The following is a 17,899-nucleotide window of genomic DNA, read 5'->3' as shown; positions in this document are numbered from 1 at the left end:
AAAGCAAATCCGGCGTCATGCCGGCATCTGTGCAAACGGCACACAGCATAACATAAGCGTTCCGGCCAGGGGCGCGAAAATGGAAACCCAGTATCGATGAATCGGATAAAACAAATAGGCCGCTGGGCCCTCACCGTCTGCCTACTCGGCTGGTCGGTCTCGGCTTGGGCGGCGCCCGAAGGCTTGGACAGCGATGCGCTGGACAGGCTGATCCGCGAGCGTACCGGCAGCAGCCAGGCACCGGCATCTTCCGCTCCCGCGCCGCAGCAGTCTGCCGCCCCGGCCGACGAAGCCGGCGATCTGATCATGAACGCCATGAGCCTGATCGGCGTGTCTTACCGCTTCGGCGGCAATTCGCCCACCCAAGGTCTCGATTGCAGCGGCTTTATGCAATACATCTTCCGCCGCAGCATGGGCATTACCCTGCCGCGCACATCGGCCGAAATGGCGCGTGTCGGCCAGCAGGTGGACCGTGCCAACCTGAAGCCCGGCGACATGGTGTTTTTCCGCACCGCCGGCGGCGGCCGCATTTCCCATGTGGGCATGTATATCGGCAACGACCGCTTCATCCACGCCCCGCGCACCGGCAAAGACATCGAAATCACCAGCCTGAGCAGCCGCTATTGGAGCAGCAAATACGCCACTGCCCGCCGCGTCAGCCGTTCCGGCCGCTTCACCCAGTAGGCCGCCGCATGAGTATGCCCGAACTGCCGAAATGGTATGGCGACAACGGCGAGATTGTGTCGTGTACCGAAAAGGTGAAAGTGATGCGCGAAAACATGCAGGAGCTTTACCAGCTGGCGCAGGATGCGTTTGAAGACGCGCTGTTGATGGGTTGCGGCGAAGCACAGGTACGCGAATTTCTGCTGGAATTGGTGCGCTCGGTGGAAAACCCCTACCGGCCGTCGGAATAAATTCTGCCCAAAGCGGTTTGATGTTGCAGGCTACCTGAAAGCTGAAAAGCAGGCTGTTTTCAGGTAGCCTGTAGCACCGTTGAATCTACTATTTTCAAGCCAGTCTGAATTGATTAAGGAGTCAGCCATGTTTAGCCATATAGTCATCGGCAGTAATGATATTGACCGTGCGCAAGCCTTCTATGACGGCGTGTTGGCGGTGCTCGGCGTGGGCAAGGGCAAACGCCAACAAAATGCCACCGGCCAACAGCGGGTGCTGTATTTTCATGCCGCGGGCTTTTTGGGTATTACTGAGCCGATTAATGGCGAGCCGGCCAGCGTGGCCAACGGCAGTACCATCGGCTTTGCCTGCTCTTCTATTGAGCAGGTGCAGGCATTTTATGATACTGCCATTGCCTTGGGTGCCACACCGATAGAAGACGCCCCTGGTATCCGCACACCGCCATTTGGCAAGGTTTACTTAGCCTATGTGCGTGACTTGGACGGGCATAAGCTGTGTGCGGCCTACCGCCTGCCTCCTGATGGCGAATAAATTGAATAGATTTGTCTGATTGCTGTGTTTTTGAAATCGGTTTGGGAGTCGTCCAATGTCTTCCCCTTGCGTCAAAATCTATACCGCCGCCCAAATGCGGGCGCGCGAGCAGGCCGCGGTGGCGGCCGGCACGCCGTTTCTGCAACTGATGGAAAACGCCGGCCAGGCCGCGGCGGCGGATTTGCTGCGCCGCTGCCCTGAGGCCCGCCGCGCGCTGATTGTGTGCGGCAAAGGCAATAACGGCGGCGACGGCCTGGTGATGGCGCGGGTGTTGCAGCAGAACGGCTGGCGGGTGGCGGTTTGGTTGGTGTTGGGCGAAGATTTGTCGGACTTGGCCGAAACCAACCGCCGCCGCTTGGCCGGTTTGCCGGGCGTGGAGCTGACGGTAGGCAACAGCCTGCCGGAGAGCCTGCATACCACGGATCGGGATGTGGTGATCGACGGCATTTTCGGCACCGGTTTCAGCGGCGCTTTGCCGGCATCGGTGGCCGGATGCTGCCGCCGCATGAACGAAATGCGCGGTTTGAAAGTGGCGCTCGACATCCCCACCGGCCTCAACGGCGATACTGCGGAGGCGGATGCCGACACCTTCTGCGCCGACCTGACCTATGCCTATGCCTTTGCCGCCTGCAAGCCCGCGCATGTGCACGCCAGCGGCAAAAACTATTGCGGCGAGGTGTGCTGTTTGGACATCGGCATCGATTGAGTTTTGTCTTGCGTCGCGGCCACCCAACAAATAATAGAAACAGGCTACCTGAAAACCGATGATTCGGTTTCAGGTAGCCTGTTTGCTATGGGCAAAGATCAAGTTTTGTTTTCTGCCTGCTGCCGCTGCCAAACCGCCACCATGGTTTCGGCGGCAGCCACGCAGTCGGCCAGCGGGGCGACGAGGGCGATGCGCACATAGCCGCGGCCGGGGTTGCCGCGTGCGGTGTCGCGGGCGAGGAAGCGGCCGGGCAATACCTGAATCGCCGCTTCGCGCCACAGGGTTTGTGCGAAGGCTAAATCGTCGCCGTCGGGGATACGCAGCCAGATGTAAAACGAGGCGTCGGGGCGGCTGACTTCGAAGGCCTGCGCCAACACCGGCAGCACGTGCTCGAATTTTTCCCGATACAGGCGGCGGTTTTCGGCGGCGTGGGATTCGTCGTTCCAGGCGGCGATGCTGGCCAGCTGCACCGGCACACTCATGGCGCTGCCGTGGTAGGTGCGGTAGAGCAGAAAATCTTTCAGCAACGCGGCATCGCCGGCCACGAAGCCGGAGCGCAGGCCGGGCGCGTTGGAGCGTTTGGACAGGCTGGTGAAGCTGACTAAACCGCGCAGACCGCGGCCTTGTTCCACGGCCGCCTGCAGGCAGCCGACGGGCGGCTCGCCGTCGAAATAGATTTCCGAATAGCATTCGTCGGCGGCGATGATGAAGCCGTAGCGGTCTTGCAGGGCGAACAGTTCGGCCCAGTCTTCGCGCTGCAGCACGCTGCCGCTGGGGTTGTTGGGCGAGCAGACAAACACCAGGCGGGTGCGCTGCCAAACGGTTTCGGGCACGCTTTGCCAGTCGGGCTTGAAGGCGGGGGCGGGGCAGTCGGCAAATTCGATGTCAGCGCCGGCGAGCAGGGCGGCGCCTTCGTAAATCTGGTAGAAGGGGTTGGGGCTGAGCACCACCGGTTTGGGATCGGCACTGCCGTCGATCACGGTTTGCACAAAGGAAAACAAAGCTTCGCGGCTGCCGAGTACGGGCAGGATTTCGCTGTCGGCGTCCACGCGGATGCCGTAGCGGCGCTGCAGAAAGGCGGCGCAGGCGGCGCGCAGTTCGGGCAGGCCGGCGCTGAGCGGATACACGGCCAGTTGGGGCAGGGCGGCTTGGAGGGCGTCGGTGATGACTGCGGGCGTGGGGTGTTTGGGTTCGCCGATGTGCAACGGCACGGGCGGCAGGCCGGCAGGAGCGTCGATGCCCTGCATGGCGGCACGCAGGCGGGCGAAAGGATAGGGCTGGAGGGCTTGCAGGCGGGGATTCATGGCGGCGGTTTGGGAAGAAAGAGATCGGATGGTTTTCAGGTAGCCTGTGCGTTTGCTGTGGAAACAGGCTACCTGAAAGTGCGCATTCAGTTAGAGAAAACCTAAGCCGATACGGGCAGGGCTTCGATGACCACGCTTTCGCCGGCGGCGCTGCTCAAGACGCTGCCAAGCACGGCGAAAAATTTGCTGCCGTCGCGGCCGGCCACCCAGGCACCGTCTTGCAGGGCGAAGTGGTAGCCGCCGCTTTTGGCGGCAATCCACAGCTCTTGATTGGGGGTGTGGCGGTTGATGACGATCTGGCTGCCGTCGGGCGCATCGATATTGAGCACGTTGCCGCGGCTTTCGCAGTCGAAATCGGCGCCGCTGTTTTCGAGCTGGTCTTCGATGTGGGCAAACAGGCGGTCGGAATAATGCAGAAATTCGCTTTCGGTCATGATGATTTGTGCGGTGCGGTATTTTTGTTTAAGATGCCGCATCTTGCCACAGCCGCCTGTTTCAGGCAATTTCAGCGAGTTGTTTATGCGTGCGAAAACCTTTTCTATCTTGGCGGTCGCGGTGCTGCTGGCGGCCTGCGGCTACAAGGGCGATCTGTATCTGCCCAAAGAGGGCGATCAGGCGCGCTTCGGGCCGGTGCAGACCGGCTTGCAGTTCTCGCCGCCCGCGCCCATGCCGCACAGCGAAACCCCGCCGCCGATTCCCCTTGATCTCGAGTAAATCCATGACCTTACGTTGCGAAAACCTGGCTTTTGCCGAGCTGGCCGAACAGTTCGGCACCCCGCTTTATGTGTACAGCCAAGCGGCGCTGACCGATGCCTACCGCGCCTATACGCAGGCCTTTGCCGCCTTAAACCCGTTGATCTGTTATGCGGTGAAAGCCAATGGCAATTTGAGCATTCTGCGCCACTTCGCCGCGCTCGGCTGCGGTTTCGACATCGTCTCCGGCGGCGAGCTGGCGAGAGTGCTGGCGGCCGGCGGCGAGGCGGGCAAAACCATTTTTTCCGGCGTGGGCAAAAGCGAAGCCGAGATGGCGTTTGCCCTGCAATCGGGCGTGAAGTGTTTCAATGTGGAGAGCCTGCCGGAATTGGACCGCCTCAATGCCGTGGCCGGCCGTTTGGGCCTCAGCGCTCCGGTTTCCCTGCGCATCAACCCCGATGTGGATGCGCAAACCCATCCCTATATTTCCACCGGCCTGAAAGCCAATAAATTCGGCATCGCCATGCAGGACGCCGAAGCGGCCTACCACCATGCCGCCGCGCTGCCGCATCTGAACGTGGTGGGCATCGACTGCCACATCGGTTCGCAGCTCACCAACCTCGCCCCGCTTTCCGAAGCCTGCGAACGCCTGCTGGTGCTGATCGACAAATTGTCGGCAGCGGGCATGGTGCTGGAACACATCGATTTGGGCGGCGGCGTGGGCATTGTGTACCAAAACGAAAGCGTGCCAGACCTGCACGCCTATGCCGAGGCGGTGCAACGCCTGCTCGGCGGGCGCAAACTGTCGCTGATTTTGGAGCCGGGCCGCAGCCTGGTGGGCAATGCCGGCACTTTGCTGACGCGGGTGGAGTTTGTGAAACAGAATGGCGACAAATCCTTTGTGATTGTGGATGCCGCCATGAACGATTTGATGCGCCCCGCGCTCTATCAGGCTTACCACCACATTGAAAACGTATCGCCGGCAGCGGGCGAGCCTTTTGTGGCCGATATTGTGGGGCCGATTTGCGAAACCGGCGATTTTCTGGCGCAAAACCGCGCCATCGCCGCCTGCGCCGGCGACCTTTTGGCGGTGCGCAGCGCGGGTGCTTACGCCGCCAGCATGGCCAGCAACTACAACACCCGCCCGCGGGCGGCCGAAGTGCTGGTGGACGGCGATCGGGCGAAGCTTATCCGCCCGCGCGAAACCGTGGCCCAACTGTTGGCTGCCGAAGCGGCCTGTTTGCACGATGATTGAAAAGATAAGCCGCATGGCGGTTTGCGGGCGGGCAAAAGGCTACCTGAAAGGCTGTTCAGGTAGCCTTTGCCTTGTTAGCGGCCAAGTATGGCTCGGCCTTGGTGCCAGAAAGGAGCGGGCATGACGGCTGTATTGGGCACGCCGCCGCTGCCGCCGAAAAGCGTGGCCCTGTTGGCTCGGGCCGGCATCCGCAGCGTGGCCGATTTGCAGGCTTACGGCGCGGCGGCGGCTTTTGCCCTCTTGCGGGCGGAGGGGCTGCCGGTGGCCGAAGCGGTGTTGTGGCGCTTGGGCGAGTTGGCCGCCGGCCTGCCGGCTTTTTCCTTGGACGAGAGTGGTAAACAGGCTTTGCGTGCACAGCTGAAACGCACGCCGCCGCAGGCGCTGTTTCCGCCCGCCGAAGAAGCGGCGCATTTTATGCGGCTGGCGCTGCGGCAGGCCGAACAGGCTGCGGCGGCAGGCGAAGTGCCGGTGGGTGCGGTGGTGGTGCGCGGCGGGCAAGTGTTGGCGGCGGCGGCCAACCGCTGTGTGGCCGAACACGACATCAGCCGCCATGCCGAAATTGCCGCGCTGTCGGCCGCCGGACGCGCGCTCGGCAATTACCGGCTGGAAGGCTGCGATCTGTATGTGACGCTGGAGCCGTGCGCCATGTGTGCCGGTGCGGTGATGCAGTCGCGCATCCGCCGCCTGATTTATGCCGCCGCCGAACCGCGCAGCGGCGCAGCGGGCAGCGTGCTCAATCTGTTTGCCGAGCCGCTGCTCAACCCGCACACCGCCGTGCAAGGCGGCGTGTTGGCCGAAGAAGCGGGGGCGCTGTTGCAGGCGTTTTTTCGGGCGCGGCGCGGTTAGCGCTTTGGGCTGGTGAAAGGCTGAGACCTTTGCAAAACCCCCATCTGCGGCGCATTTCTGCGTTGTGCGCTGCTCGCTCGCTTGTCTATCTATATGATATGTCTGCACTCACTGCGCTGCTACGCCTTGAACTGCATCCACATCTGGGGGTTTTGCAAAGGTCTCAGGCTGCCTGAAAAATCAGAGACAGTTTTCAGGTAGCCCGAAAGGCAAAACCGCCGTCATTTCTGTCTGCGCAAAAATAGACAGCGGTTTTTTGTGGATCAGGTTGATCCTTATCCTGGGTTACCTGAAAAGCCAGAAAGCAGGGTTTCAGGTAGCCTGAGATGGCGGGCAGGGCTACAGCATCTGCCCGTTTTGCTTGGCTTCCAATATTTCCCAGCGCTCCAATTTTTCCAGCAGCAGGGCCTCGAGGGTGTCGTGGCGTTGTTGCAGTTCGGCGGCGCGGGTGTAGTCTTTGAAAATGTCGGGTTCGGTCAGTTGGGCGTTTACTGCCGCCTGTTCGGTTTCGAGGGCGGCGATTTCGTCGGGCAGGGCGTCGAGTTCGCGTTGTTCTTTGTAGGAAAGTTTGATGCTGCGGTTGGCTTTGGGGCGGCTTTTTTCGCTCTCGCCCGCCGGGGCGGCGGTTTTGGGGGCGGCGGAGGCGGCGATGTGCTGTTCGCGCTGTTTGGCGTCCAAATAGTCTTGATAGCCGCCGATGTATTCTTTCAGGTAGCCGTTTCCCTCGAAAACAATGCTTTGGGTGATGACGTTGTCGAGAAACATGCGGTCGTGGCTGACCAGAAACACGGTGCCGCTGTAATCGCGCAGCAGTTCTTCCAGCAGCTCTTGGGTGTCGATGTCCAAATCGTTGGTGGGTTCGTCGAGTACCAGAATATTGGCGGGTTTGGTAAACAGTTTGGCCAATAGCAGGCGGTTGCGTTCGCCGCCGGAAAGGGAGGAGACGGGGCTGTGGGCGCGGGCGGGGTGGAAGAGGAAGTCTTCCAGATAGCTCATCACGTGTTTGCGTTTGCCGCCGATGTCCACATAGTCGTTGCCCTGGCCGAGGGTGTAGAACACGGTGTCGTTTTCGTTGAGCGCGCTGCGGAATTGGTCGAAATAGGCCACTTCCTGTTTGCTGCCCAGGCGGATGCGGCCGGAGGTGGGGGAAAGTTCGCCCAAAATCAGTTTGAGGAAGGTGGTTTTGCCGATGCCGTTGGGGCCGATGAGGCCGATTTTGTCGCCGCGCTGAATCACGGCGGAGAAGTCGCGCATGATGACGTGGTCGCCGTAGGCAAAGCCGGCGTGTTCGAGTTCGGCGATGATTTTGCCGCTTTTTTCGCCGGCATTGAGTTTGAAATTCACCTGGCCTTGGCGTTCGCGCCGCTCGGCGCGCTGGCGGCGCAATTCTTCCAAGCGGCGCACGCGGCCTTCGTTGCGGGTGCGCCGCGCTTCGATGCCTTTGCGGATCCAGGCTTCTTCTTGGGCGTGGAATTTGTCGAACAGGCGGTTGTGTTCGGTCTCCACCGCCAGCTCTTGCGCTTTTTTTTCGCTGTATTTGGCGAAGCTGCCGGGGTAGGAGCGCAGGGTGCCGCGGTCGAGTTCGACGATGCGTTTGGCGATGTTGTCGAGAAAGCGGCGGTCGTGGGTGATCACCACCAGGCTACCTGAAAACTGCTGCAGCAGGTTTTCCAGCCAGATGATGGCGTCAATGTCGAGGTGGTTGGTGGGTTCGTCGAGCAGCAGGAGGTCGGGTTTCTGCACCCAAGCTTGGGCCAGGGCCACGCGCTTTTTCTGGCCGCCGCTCAAATCGCCGATGCGGGCGTGTTCGGGCAGGCCCAATTCGCCGATGGTTTGGCGGATGGCGGCGTCGAACTGCCAGCCGTTTTCGGCTTCGATTTGGTTGTGCAACTCGTTGAGCTCTTTAATCAGCGCTTCGTCGCTGCCGCCGGCCAGCTGTTGGCTGATGTGGTGGTAGCGGCGCAGCAGCTCGCGCACGCTGCCCAGGCCTTCGGAAACGGTGTCGAACACGCTGGCTTCGTTGTCGAAAAAGCTTTCCTGCGGCACATACACGGTTTTGAGGCCGTTTTGCATGACGATGTGGCCGTCGTCGAGCTTTTGCACGCCGGCGAGGATTTTCAGAAACGACGATTTGCCGGCGCCGTTGCGGCCGATGAGGCCGATTTTTTCGCCGGCATCGAGCTGGAAGGCGGCGTGGTCCAACAGCGGCACGTGGCCGACGGCAAAGCAGGCGTTTTCTACGGCGAGTATCGTCATTGCAGGGGGTCTCTGTTAAGATAAAGAGCGCGATTTTAGCATTAAGGAGAAGCTGATGGCTTGGCTGGTGTGGCTGCTGCTGCTGGCGGTGGCGGCGGGCTTGCCGGTGATGGTGTACAACCGCTTGGTACAGGCGCAAAACCGTTATCAGAATGCGTTTGCCCAAATCGGCGTGCAGCTCAAACGGCGGCATGATCTGATTCCCAATCTGTTGGCGGCGGTAAAGGGCTACCTGAAACACGAAAGCGAAACGCTGGAGCAGGTCGCTCAGGCGCGTAATCAGGCCGCCGCCAGTCTGCCGGCAGCGGATCCGGCCAGCCCGGCCGCTTTGCAGCAGTTGGCGGCGGCGGAAAACCGCTTGAGCGGGGCTTTGCGCGGTTTGCAGGTGCAGATTGAGGCCTATCCCGAATTGAAGGCGGCCGAAACCATGCAGCAGTTTGCCGAGGAAATGGCGAGCACAGAAAACCGCATCACCTTTGCGCGGCAGGCGTACAACGATGCGGTGATGGAGTACAACACGCTGCGGCAAGTGTTTCCGAACAATCTGCTGGCGGCTGCGTTCGGCCACCGCCAAGACGCGCCGCTGCTGGAGTTTGACGATGCGGCGGCTTTGGGCCAGGCACCGCAGGTGCGCTTTTAAACCATGGGGCTACCTGAAAGTGTTTCAGGTAGCCTGTTTTGCTTAGGGTACGTCGTCGCAAAGCCTTGCGGCGGTATTTTGGGTGAAAACCCGCATCTGTGGCGTTAAATATGTTTGCAAGATGTTCCATCTTGCTGTACTGGCGGGTTTGACTGGCGAAGCGTGTCAAACCGCCCTCTTCGAGTGCGGCTGGTATACGTGATTTTTGCCGCCCAAGACCGCTTCACAAGCAGACTTGGGACAGGTTTTGAGACGAGAAAGACACATTTTCGATGAGCGATTTGGCCCGATTTTTGGAGTATGCCGCCGCCGCACCTGAAGCGGAGGCTTTCCGCCAACGGCGCGAGCTGCTGCAAAGCGGCGGCACCGCGTTTGCCGAGGCGGCGGTGTTGGTGGGTTTTGTGCCGGAAACGGCGCAGGGCAGCAGCGTGGTGCTCACGGTGCGCAGCAGTCATCTGCGCAGCCACGGCAGCCAAATTGCCTTTCCCGGCGGCCGCTGCGACGAAGGCGATGCCGATGCGGCGGCCACGGCGTTGCGCGAAACCGAGGAGGAGCTGGGCGTAGAGGCAGGCATGTGGCGGATACACGGCCATTTCCCCAACTGCTATGTGCCCAGCGGTTATAAGGTGACACCGGTGTTGGCCACGGCCGAGCAGCCGCCGAGCTACCGGCCGAATCCGCAGGAGGTGGCGGCGGTGTTCACCCTGCCGCAGGATTGGGCTTTGGATCCGCAGCGCTATGTGTTGGAAGACTACCGTTACCACGGTCGCGCCTTGCTGATGCCGGCTTTGCAGTATGGCGAACACCGGATTTGGGGCGCAACGGCAACGGTGCTGTACCAGTTGGCGCTGTTGCATGAGGCGTGGCGCGGTTGAGAATGGCGGCGATATTGACGGACAGTTTGTTTTCATGTTCCGCCAGACCAAACAGGCTACCTGAAAGCGTTTCAGGTAGCCTGTTTGCTGTGTGCACGGCGGTCAGTTTCTCGGCAGCCAAGCCCAAGTCATTTCGACTTCTAAGGGTTGTTCGCCGCTTTCGTCATAAATGCGGCAGGGGATGACCAGATTGCCGCGCTCTTCCGTTTGGATCAATGCGGCGCGGGCGGCGGACAACTCGGCCACTGCGTACATATCGCCCACGCTGCGGCGGGTGTAGCGGGCGGTCATGGATTTGAGCAGAATCAGTTTGTCGTCGGGCGCGTTCATGATGGTGACGAAGCCGGAAGCGGTTTCGGCCAGCAGCGCCATCACGCAAGCATGCACGCCTTGAATGTGGTTTTGCACCGGGGTTTGGTTGCGCACGCTCACGCGCACACGCTCTTGCGTGAGTTCGTCGAAGCGGATGTCGGTGGTGGCGAGGAAGGGGACATATTTCGCCATGGCTTGGCTTTGGGCGGCAATGCGCTGCTCTTCGGGCAGGTTTTGCAGGGCGGCCAGCTGGCGGGTCATTTGGTTGTCGATGCGCATGGTTTCTCCTTTGATTCGGGGGTTGATTTGGGTATCATAACGCCCTATTTGACGCTTGTCGGAACTTTATTAGCATGCAGATTCTAAACTTTACCAAGATGCACGGTTTGGGCAACGACTTTATGGTGGTGGATGCCACCGCCCAAGTCTTTGATCCGGCAAGGGCGCCGATTGCGGCTTGGGCCGACCGCCACACGGGCATCGGTTTCGACCAGCTCTTGCTGGTGGAGCGGTCGGCGGCAGCGGATGCGGATTTCCGCTACCGCATTTTTAATGCCGACGGCAGCGAAGTGGAGCAGTGCGGCAACGGTGCGCGCTGCTTCGCCCGTTTTGTGCACGACAAGGGTTTGAGCGACAAACCGGTTTTGCAGGTGGAAACGGCCAAAGGCCGCATTGTGCTGAAGCTGGCGGCAGACGGCGGGGTAACGGTGGACATGGGCCGGCCGCGTTTTGCCGCGGCGGAGATTCCGTTTCTGCCGGCGGCAGGGGAGGCGCAAGACGCGCTGAGCTACCGCCTGCCATTGGCTGACGGACCAGCGGTTTTTTCGTGTGTGAATATGGGCAATCCGCATGCGGTATTGATGGTGGAGAATGTGGAAACCGCGCCGGTGGCCGATTGGGGTGCGCGTTTGGAGCGGCATGAGCGGTTTCCCGAGCGGGTGAATGTGGGATTTATGCAGGTGGTGGACGAGAGCCATATCCGCCTGCGTGTGTTTGAGCGCGGTGTGGGCGAAACCCTTGCCTGCGGCACGGGCGCCTGTGCGGCGGCGGTGGCCGGCATCCGCTTGGGCGTGTTGCGGCGGGAGGTGGCGGTCCGGGTGAGCCTGCCGGGTGGTGATTTGCGGATAGAGTGGGCGGACAACGGTCATGTGCTGATGACGGGGCCGGCGCAAACGGTATTTGAAGGAACGGTAACTTACTGATGAAAGAAGAAACGATATTGGCTTATCTGCAGGCGCATCCCGAATTCCTGCTCAACCATGCGGAGGCGCTCGGCATCCGCCCGCAGGAGGGCAAGGTGCAGTCGTTTGCGCAGGCGCAATGGCAGGCGCAACAGCAGAAAACCGCCAAAATGGCCGGACAGTTGGTGCAGATGATACAGGAAGCCGATGCCAATTTCCAAACCACCGCCCGCCTGATGGCTTTTGCCCGCCGTTTGTTGGCCGCCACTACGCTTTTGCAGGTGTGCCGTGCGGTTTCAGGTAGCCTGAGCGAAGATTTTGCTTTGCCCCACCACCGTTTGCTGCTGTTGGAAGAACCGAAGAAAAAAGCGGTGTTGCCGGAGGGCAGTTTGTTGGCGGAAGGTGCCGCGCGGGAGGCTTTGCAGGCTTTAACCGCGCCGGTGTGCGGTCAGCGCATCGCCCGCCCGCTGATGGCTTTGCTGCCCGAGCAAGGCCGCGGCTTGGAAAGCTTCTTGCTGCTGCCGGTGGCGGTGGGTGGACGCAATATCGCCGCCGTGGTGGCGGGCGATGCCGACGAAGGCCGTTTTGTGGCGGGCATGCCGGTGGATTTGGTGGGTGAGCTGGCGGCTTGCACGGCAGCGGCATTGGCCCGCACGGGCGGGTGGAAATAATGGCTTGGCTGGATCCGACCCTCTGGCTGTTGTCTGCCTATATTGCGGTGTTTGCGGTATTGAGTTTCCGCAAGCAGCAGTTTAATTGGCTGTGGGGCAGCATTGTTTTGTGGCTGGGCTTCGGGGTGTTGTCTTCGCATCTGTTGCCGGGCGTGTTGGGCATCACCCATTTGGGCAATGCTTATCCTGTATATGGCTACATCACTCTGGCGGCGCTGTTTCCTTTGGCGGCCAATTGGCAAGCCGATCCGCAGGGCAGGGGGTATCTGCTGAACGGTTGCGGCGGATTTTTGGCCCTGTTGGCGGTATCCGGTTGGGTGCAGCATCTGTCTTTTGCGTTGTTGCTGACTTTGTTTTATTGGCAGGCGCTGATTCTGCTGCCCTCAGCATTGTTGAATTATGCGCTGCTGCCGCTGCATTGGATGGCCTGTCAGGCAATGTTGATGCTGTTGATGTGGCTGCACCGGCGCATCGGCCAGCAGCCGGTTTTCCTGTTCAGCGCTTTACAGCTGCAGGGCGTGTTTCTGATTAGTTTGCTGATGCAGGCGGTGTTGTTTGTTCATCCGCAAGTGTTGTGGTGGTTGATCGGATGGCTGTTCAGGTAGCCTGAGACCTGTCTCAAAGCCCATCTGTGTCGCATTGCTGCGTTGGGGGCTGCTGATCTGTCTCATGTGTTTGTTCGGCGGGTTTTGGGCGTTCACATTCGCGGCGCTGCTGCGTCTTGTAACGACACCGTTCTCTGAGAAGCAAAAATCGCGGCCTGTTGAGGGCGGTTAAAAAGCGTTAGTCAATCGGGAGCTTGCTTGGGCGAATTATGTGTATCTGCTTATTTTTGAATCGGTAAACGGTTCTCGGGTGCGGGCGGCCAGGTAAAATTTTGGCTGCCCGCTTTGCAATTTCGGATTTGTCCCTATAATAGCTAGCACTTTCGGTGCTTCACGATGTGGGGTGTCGGAAGTCATAGACGTTTTCCCGTAAGTTGGCCGCCGATATTGTCCTCCCTTTGGTATCGGCGGTTTTTTTTCGCCGGTTGGGCGCGGATGCAATCTGCGGGGACGCATGTTAGAATACGCGCCGTCCTGCAACGGGCTTTTTTATTTTGTTTAACCGGCCCTGCTTGTCTGAAACCCTAACCATGCGCCTGTCCGGCATAGGGCGTGTGTATGGTTAGTGTTTTAGCGGCAGCGGCCTTTCATATGAAGGAAACACGATGTTTGCGAAACACACGAAAACATTCCAATACGGCAACCAAACCGTCAGCATCGAAACGGGTGAAATTGCCCGCCAAGCCGCCGGCGCGGTGAAAGTGTCCATGGGCGACACCGTGGTGTTGGTGGCGGTCACCGCCAATAAAGACGTCAAGCCCGGCCAGGATTTCTTCCCGCTGACCGTGGATTATCTGGAGCGTACTTATGCGGCCGGTAAAATCCCCGGTGGCTTCTTCAAGCGCGAAGGCAAACAGAGCGAAAAAGAAATCCTCACCAGCCGCTTGATCGACCGCCCGATCCGTCCGCTGTTCCCCGCCGGCTTTTACCACGACATCCAAATCGTAGCGACCGTGGTATCGGTTGATCCCGAAATCGATTCCGACATTCCGGCCATGATTGGTGCGTCTGCCGCTTTGGTGCTGAGCGGCGTGCCCTTTGCCGGCCCGATCGGTGCGGCGCGGGTAGGCTACCTGAATGGCGAATATGTGCTGAATCCGAGCAAAACCCAATTGCAGCAGTCGCAGTTGGATTTGGTGGTGGCCGGTACGCAAAAAGCCGTGTTGATGGTGGAGTCCGAAGCGCAAGAACTGCCCGAAAGCGTGATGTTGGGCGCGGTGGTGTACGGCCACGAGCAAATGCAGGCCGTGATTGGAGCCATCAATGAGCTGGCCGACGAAGTCAACCCCGAAGTGTGGGATTGGCAGCCCGCCGAAACCGACAATGCTTTGGTGGAGAAAATCCGCGAGATCGCCGGCGCCACCATCGGTGAAGCATTCAACATCCGCCAAAAACAAGCCCGTTCCGCCAAGCTGGATGAAGCTTGGGCGGCGGTAAAAGAGGCGCTGATTACCGAAGAAACCGACACTCTGGCCGCCAATCAAATCAAAGGCATTTTCAAACAACTGGAAGCCGATGTGGTGCGCGGTCAGATTTTGGACGGCCAACCGCGCATCGACGGCCGCGACACCCGCACCGTGCGCCCCATCAACATCCAAACCGGCGTGCTGCCGCGCACCCACGGTTCCGCCCTGTTTACCCGCGGCGAAACCCAAGCCTTGGCGGTGGCCACTTTGGGCACCCAGCGTGACGAACAGATTATTGATGCCTTGAGCGGCGAGTACACCGACCGCTTCATGTTGCACTACAATTTCCCGCCGTACTCCACCGGCGAAGTGGGCCGCATGGGCGCACCGAAGCGCCGCGAAATCGGCCACGGCCGCTTGGCCAAACGCGCGCTGATTGCCGTGTTGCCGTCTCCTGAGGAGTTCAGCTACACCATGCGCGTGGTTTCCGAAATCACTGAGTCGAACGGTTCGTCTTCCATGGCTTCCGTGTGCGGTGGCTGTTTGAGCCTGCTGTCTGCCGGTGTGCCGCTGAAAGCCCATGTGGCCGGCATCGCCATGGGTTTGATTTTGGAAAACAATAAATTCGCCGTACTGACCGACATTTTGGGCGACGAAGACCACTTGGGCGATATGGACTTCAAAGTGGCCGGTACCACCGAAGGCGTCACTGCGCTGCAAATGGACATCAAAATCCAAGGCATCACCAAAGAAATCATGCAGATTGCTTTGGAGCAGGCCAAAGAAGCGCGTCTGCACATTCTGGTGCAGATGAAAGAGGCCGTTGACGGCCCGCAAGAGCTGTCTGCTCACGCGCCGCGCCTGTTCACCATGAAGATCAACCAAGACAAAATCCGCGATGTGATCGGCAAAGGCGGTGAAACCATCCGTGCCATTACCTCGGAAACCGGCACCGAAATCAATATTGCCGAAGACGGCACCATCACCATTGCCGCTACCAGCACCGAAGCCGGCGAAGCGGCCCGCCAACGCATCGAGCAAATCACGGCGGAAGTGGAAGTGGGCAAAGTGTATGAAGGTACCGTGCTGAAAATTTTGGACAACAATGTCGGCGCCATCGTTTCCGTGATGCCAGGTAAAGACGGCCTGGTGCACATCAGCCAAATCGCCCACGAACGGGTGAAAGATGTAAACGACTATTTGAAAGTCGGCCAAACCGTGAATGTGAAAGCTTTGGAAGTGGATGACCGTGGCCGGGTGCGTTTGTCCATTAAAGCACTGCTTCCCATGCCTGAAGCCGAAGCTTAATCATCTGGCGGTACGTCCATATTACTGATGTCAAACAGGCTACCTGAAACTTTTCAGGTAGCCTGTATTCAGGTTGGGCGGTCTGTTTTGAGCTTATTGTGAAATTGTTTTGGAGTTGTGTGCGGGTTGGTTATTTTATTGTCTGATAAAATTTCCTTGTTATTCATGGTGGTGATGGATTGGGTGGGATTTTTTTGTGATTTGTGGTTGACTGTGTTTGGTTGGGGGCGTATAGTTCGCCTTCTTCGCTGCTTCGGCAGCAAAAATTTTGCTCTTTAACAGTACAGATTACCGATAAGTGTGAGTGCATTGAGCCTCACACTGCGACAAAAACAGACAAGATGTAGATTAACTACATTGTGTTGGTTTCTTTGAAGCAGACCAGAAGTTATTAAGTTAGAGATTGAACATAAGAGTTTGATCCTGGCTCAGATTGAACGCTGGCGGCATGCTTTACACATGCAAGTCGGACGGCAGCACAGAGAAGCTTGCTTCTTGGGTGGCGAGTGGCGAACGGGTGAGTAACGCATCGGAACGTACCGAGTAGTGGGGGATAACTGTCCGAAAGGATGGCTAATACCGCATACGCTTTGAGAAGGAAAGCGGGGGATCTTCGGACCTCGCGCTATTCGAGCGGCCGATGTCTGATTAGCTAGTTGGTGGGGTAAAGGCCTACCAAGGCGACGATCAGTAGCGGGTCTGAGAGGATGATCCGCCACACTGGGACTGAGACACGGCCCAGACTCCTACGGGAGGCAGCAGTGGGGAATTTTGGACAATGGGCGCAAGCCTGATCCAGCCATGCCGCGTGTCTGAAGAAGGCCTTCGGGTTGTAAAGGACTTTTGTCAGGGAAGAAAAGCTTTGGGTTAATACCCTGGAGTGATGACGGTACCTGAAGAATAAGCACCGGCTAACTACGTGCCAGCAGCCGCGGTAATACGTAGGGTGCGAGCGTTAATCGGAATTACTGGGCGTAAAGCGAGCGCAGACGGTTTGTTAAGCAGGATGTGAAATCCCCGGGCTCAACCTGGGAACTGCGTTCTGAACTGGCAGGCTAGAGTATGTCAGAGGGGGGTAGAATTCCACGTGTAGCAGTGAAATGCGTAGAGATGTGGAGGAATACCGATGGCGAAGGCAGCCCCCTGGGATAATACTGACGTTCATGCTCGAAAGCGTGGGTAGCAAACAGGATTAGATACCCTGGTAGTCCACGCCCTAAACGATGTCAATTAGCTGTTGGGGTGCATGACACCTTAGTAGCGTAGCTAACGCGTGAAATTGACCGCCTGGGGAGTACGGTCGCAAGATTAAAACTCAAAGGAATTGACGGGGACCCGCACAAGCGGTGGATGATGTGGATTAATTCGATGCAACGCGAAGAACCTTACCTGGTCTTGACATGTACGGAATCCTCCAGAGACGGAGGAGTGCCTTCGGGAGCCGTAACACAGGTGCTGCATGGCTGTCGTCAGCTCGTGTCGTGAGATGTTGGGTTAAGTCCCGCAACGAGCGCAACCCTTGTCATTAGTTGCCATCATTTAGTTGGGCACTCTAATGAGACTGCCGGTGACAAACCGGAGGAAGGTGGGGATGACGTCAAGTCCTCATGGCCCTTATGACCAGGGCTTCACACGTCATACAATGGTCGGTACAGAGGGTAGCCAAGCCGCGAGGTGGAGCCAATCCCAAAAAACCGATCGTAGTCCGGATTGCACTCTGCAACTCGAGTGCATGAAGTCGGAATCGCTAGTAATCGCAGGTCAGCATACTGCGGTGAATACGTTCCCGGGTCTTGTACACACCGCCCGTCACACCATGGGAGTGGGGGATACCAGAAGTAGGTAGGGTAACCGCAAGGAGCCCGCTTACCACGGTATGCTTCATGACTGGGGTGAAGTCGTAACAAGGTAGCCGTAGGGGAACCTGCGGCTGGATCACCTCCTTTCTAGAGAAAAGACGGGGCTTGGTGCATTCACACTTATCGGTAAACTGTGAATTAGAGATGCGAAACTGGTTGGGGGAACCCGACGAAGTTGGAGTAATCTGGGTTTGTAGCTCAGCTGGTTAGAGCACACGCTTGATAAGCGTGGGGTCGCAGGTTCAAGTCCTGCCAGACCCACCAAGAGATTGGGGGCATAGCTCAGTTGGTAGAGCACCTGCTTTGCAAGCAGGGGGTCATCGGTTCGATCCCGTTTGCCTCCACCAAAAGCTGATGGCAAATAAAAACGAGTTTGAAGAGCTGGTTTTTATTTGCGATTAAAAGTTGCATTGATCTTTAACAAATTGGAAAGCCGAAATCAACAAACAAAGACAATGTTGGTTTTACCCGCCCGAAGCGATTCATTTGTCTTCAGGCAGCCTGCAAAGGCAAGGGTGAGACCACAGTAATTTGGG

At 58.7% G+C, this 17,899-nt stretch carries 18 protein-coding genes, 2 tRNA genes and 1 rRNA gene; 17 read left to right on the top strand and 4 right to left on the bottom strand.

What is annotated here, in order from left to right; genetic code table 11:
- Positions 1-96: 96 nt before the first annotated feature.
- The 4 genes from H3L94_RS08220 (at position 97) to H3L94_RS08205 (ending at position 2,152) form a co-directional block, all read left to right on the top strand.
- Positions 97-684 (top strand): C40 family peptidase, encoded by a 588-nt coding sequence (locus H3L94_RS08220; RefSeq protein WP_182121623.1) that lies wholly within the window; start codon positions 97-99, stop codon positions 682-684.
- 8 nt (positions 685-692) lie between these two features.
- Complete coding sequence (locus tag H3L94_RS08215; RefSeq protein WP_009118392.1) at positions 693-914, top strand: hypothetical protein; 222 nt, start codon at positions 693-695, stop codon at positions 912-914.
- A gap of 127 nt (positions 915-1,041) precedes the next feature.
- Positions 1,042-1,446: a VOC family protein gene (locus H3L94_RS08210; RefSeq protein WP_009118391.1), complete on the top strand. Its 405-nt coding sequence runs from the start codon at positions 1,042-1,044 to the stop codon at positions 1,444-1,446.
- Positions 1,447-1,501: 55 nt separating this feature from the next.
- The gene (locus tag H3L94_RS08205) at positions 1,502-2,152 is read left to right on the top strand and encodes an NAD(P)H-hydrate epimerase (RefSeq protein WP_182121622.1); all 651 of its coding nucleotides are present in this window, start codon (positions 1,502-1,504) and stop codon (positions 2,150-2,152) included.
- 98 nt (positions 2,153-2,250) lie between these two features.
- Here H3L94_RS08205 and dapC read toward each other — a convergent pair whose 3' ends face one another.
- Complete coding sequence (dapC, locus tag H3L94_RS08200; protein WP_182121621.1) at positions 2,251-3,456, bottom strand: succinyldiaminopimelate transaminase; 1,206 nt, start codon at positions 3,454-3,456, stop codon at positions 2,251-2,253.
- A gap of 101 nt (positions 3,457-3,557) precedes the next feature.
- Complete coding sequence (gene cyaY, locus H3L94_RS08195) at positions 3,558-3,893, bottom strand: iron donor protein CyaY (protein ID WP_220457334.1); 336 nt, start codon at positions 3,891-3,893, stop codon at positions 3,558-3,560.
- An 82-nt stretch (positions 3,894-3,975) separates the two neighbouring features.
- On the opposite strand from cyaY, the gene lptM reads away from it, so the two are divergent.
- From lptM to H3L94_RS12570, 4 genes are all read left to right on the top strand, one after another.
- Complete coding sequence (gene lptM, locus H3L94_RS08190; RefSeq protein ID WP_182121619.1) at positions 3,976-4,170, top strand: LPS translocon maturation chaperone LptM; 195 nt, start codon at positions 3,976-3,978, stop codon at positions 4,168-4,170.
- A 4-nt stretch (positions 4,171-4,174) separates the two neighbouring features.
- A complete protein-coding gene (gene lysA, locus H3L94_RS08185; RefSeq protein ID WP_182121618.1) occupies positions 4,175-5,404 on the top strand; it encodes a diaminopimelate decarboxylase in 1,230 nt (409 codons plus the stop codon).
- A 120-nt stretch (positions 5,405-5,524) separates the two neighbouring features.
- Complete coding sequence (gene tadA / locus H3L94_RS08180; RefSeq protein WP_182121617.1) at positions 5,525-6,250, top strand: tRNA adenosine(34) deaminase TadA; 726 nt, start codon at positions 5,525-5,527, stop codon at positions 6,248-6,250.
- Positions 6,251-6,270: 20 nt separating this feature from the next.
- On the top strand, positions 6,271-6,426 hold the full coding sequence (locus H3L94_RS12570) for a lipoprotein signal peptidase (protein WP_244958887.1): 156 nt from the start codon (positions 6,271-6,273) through the stop codon (positions 6,424-6,426).
- Positions 6,427-6,589: 163 nt separating this feature from the next.
- Here the strand turns inward: H3L94_RS12570 and H3L94_RS08175 are convergent, their stop codons facing one another.
- Complete coding sequence (locus H3L94_RS08175) at positions 6,590-8,506, bottom strand: ATP-binding cassette domain-containing protein (protein ID WP_182121616.1); 1,917 nt, start codon at positions 8,504-8,506, stop codon at positions 6,590-6,592.
- Positions 8,507-8,561: 55 nt separating this feature from the next.
- Here H3L94_RS08175 and H3L94_RS08170 point away from each other — a divergent pair, with 55 nt between their 5' ends.
- Positions 8,562-9,146, top strand: coding sequence for a LemA family protein (locus tag H3L94_RS08170; protein WP_182121615.1), 585 nt, complete (start codon positions 8,562-8,564; stop codon positions 9,144-9,146).
- Between the two features lie 272 nt (positions 9,147-9,418).
- A complete protein-coding gene (locus H3L94_RS08165; RefSeq protein ID WP_182121614.1) occupies positions 9,419-10,021 on the top strand; it encodes an NUDIX hydrolase in 603 nt (200 codons plus the stop codon).
- Positions 10,022-10,123: 102 nt separating this feature from the next.
- Here the strand turns inward: H3L94_RS08165 and H3L94_RS08160 are convergent, their stop codons facing one another.
- The gene (locus H3L94_RS08160) at positions 10,124-10,612 is read right to left on the bottom strand and encodes a DUF4442 domain-containing protein (RefSeq protein WP_182121613.1); all 489 of its coding nucleotides are present in this window, start codon (positions 10,610-10,612) and stop codon (positions 10,124-10,126) included.
- Between the two features lie 74 nt (positions 10,613-10,686).
- Here H3L94_RS08160 and dapF point away from each other — a divergent pair, with 74 nt between their 5' ends.
- The 7 genes from dapF to H3L94_RS08125 all read left to right on the top strand — a co-directional run bounded on the left by dapF (position 10,687) and on the right by H3L94_RS08125 (position 17,710).
- Positions 10,687-11,535, top strand: coding sequence for a diaminopimelate epimerase (dapF, locus tag H3L94_RS08155; RefSeq protein WP_182121612.1), 849 nt, complete (start codon positions 10,687-10,689; stop codon positions 11,533-11,535).
- Positions 11,535-12,185 carry a DUF484 family protein gene (locus tag H3L94_RS08150; RefSeq protein WP_182121611.1) on the top strand — a complete coding sequence of 217 codons (651 nt, stop codon included), beginning with the start codon at positions 11,535-11,537 and terminating at the stop codon, positions 12,183-12,185. The genes dapF and H3L94_RS08150 overlap by 1 nt, the downstream gene beginning before the upstream one ends.
- Positions 12,185-12,790 (top strand): hypothetical protein, encoded by a 606-nt coding sequence (locus tag H3L94_RS08145; RefSeq protein ID WP_182121610.1) that lies wholly within the window; start codon positions 12,185-12,187, stop codon positions 12,788-12,790. Before H3L94_RS08150 ends, H3L94_RS08145 begins: the two co-directional genes overlap by 1 nt.
- A 605-nt stretch (positions 12,791-13,395) precedes the next feature.
- The gene (gene pnp / locus H3L94_RS08140) at positions 13,396-15,504 is read left to right on the top strand and encodes a polyribonucleotide nucleotidyltransferase (RefSeq protein WP_182121609.1); all 2,109 of its coding nucleotides are present in this window, start codon (positions 13,396-13,398) and stop codon (positions 15,502-15,504) included.
- Between the two features lie 405 nt (positions 15,505-15,909).
- Positions 15,910-17,450: ribosomal RNA gene (locus H3L94_RS08135) — 16S ribosomal RNA — on the top strand.
- A gap of 100 nt (positions 17,451-17,550) precedes the next feature.
- Positions 17,551-17,627: transfer RNA gene (locus H3L94_RS08130), tRNA-Ile, on the top strand.
- A gap of 7 nt (positions 17,628-17,634) precedes the next feature.
- A tRNA-Ala gene (locus tag H3L94_RS08125) sits at positions 17,635-17,710 on the top strand.
- Positions 17,711-17,899 lie beyond the last annotated feature (189 nt).

Origin of the sequence: Neisseria shayeganii (assembly GCF_014054965.1) — a bacterium.
GTDB lineage: Bacteria > Pseudomonadota > Gammaproteobacteria > Burkholderiales > Neisseriaceae > Eikenella > Eikenella shayeganii.
The sequence above is the reverse complement of the archived record's forward strand: the minus strand, read 5'-3'. Positions and strand labels throughout refer to the sequence as shown.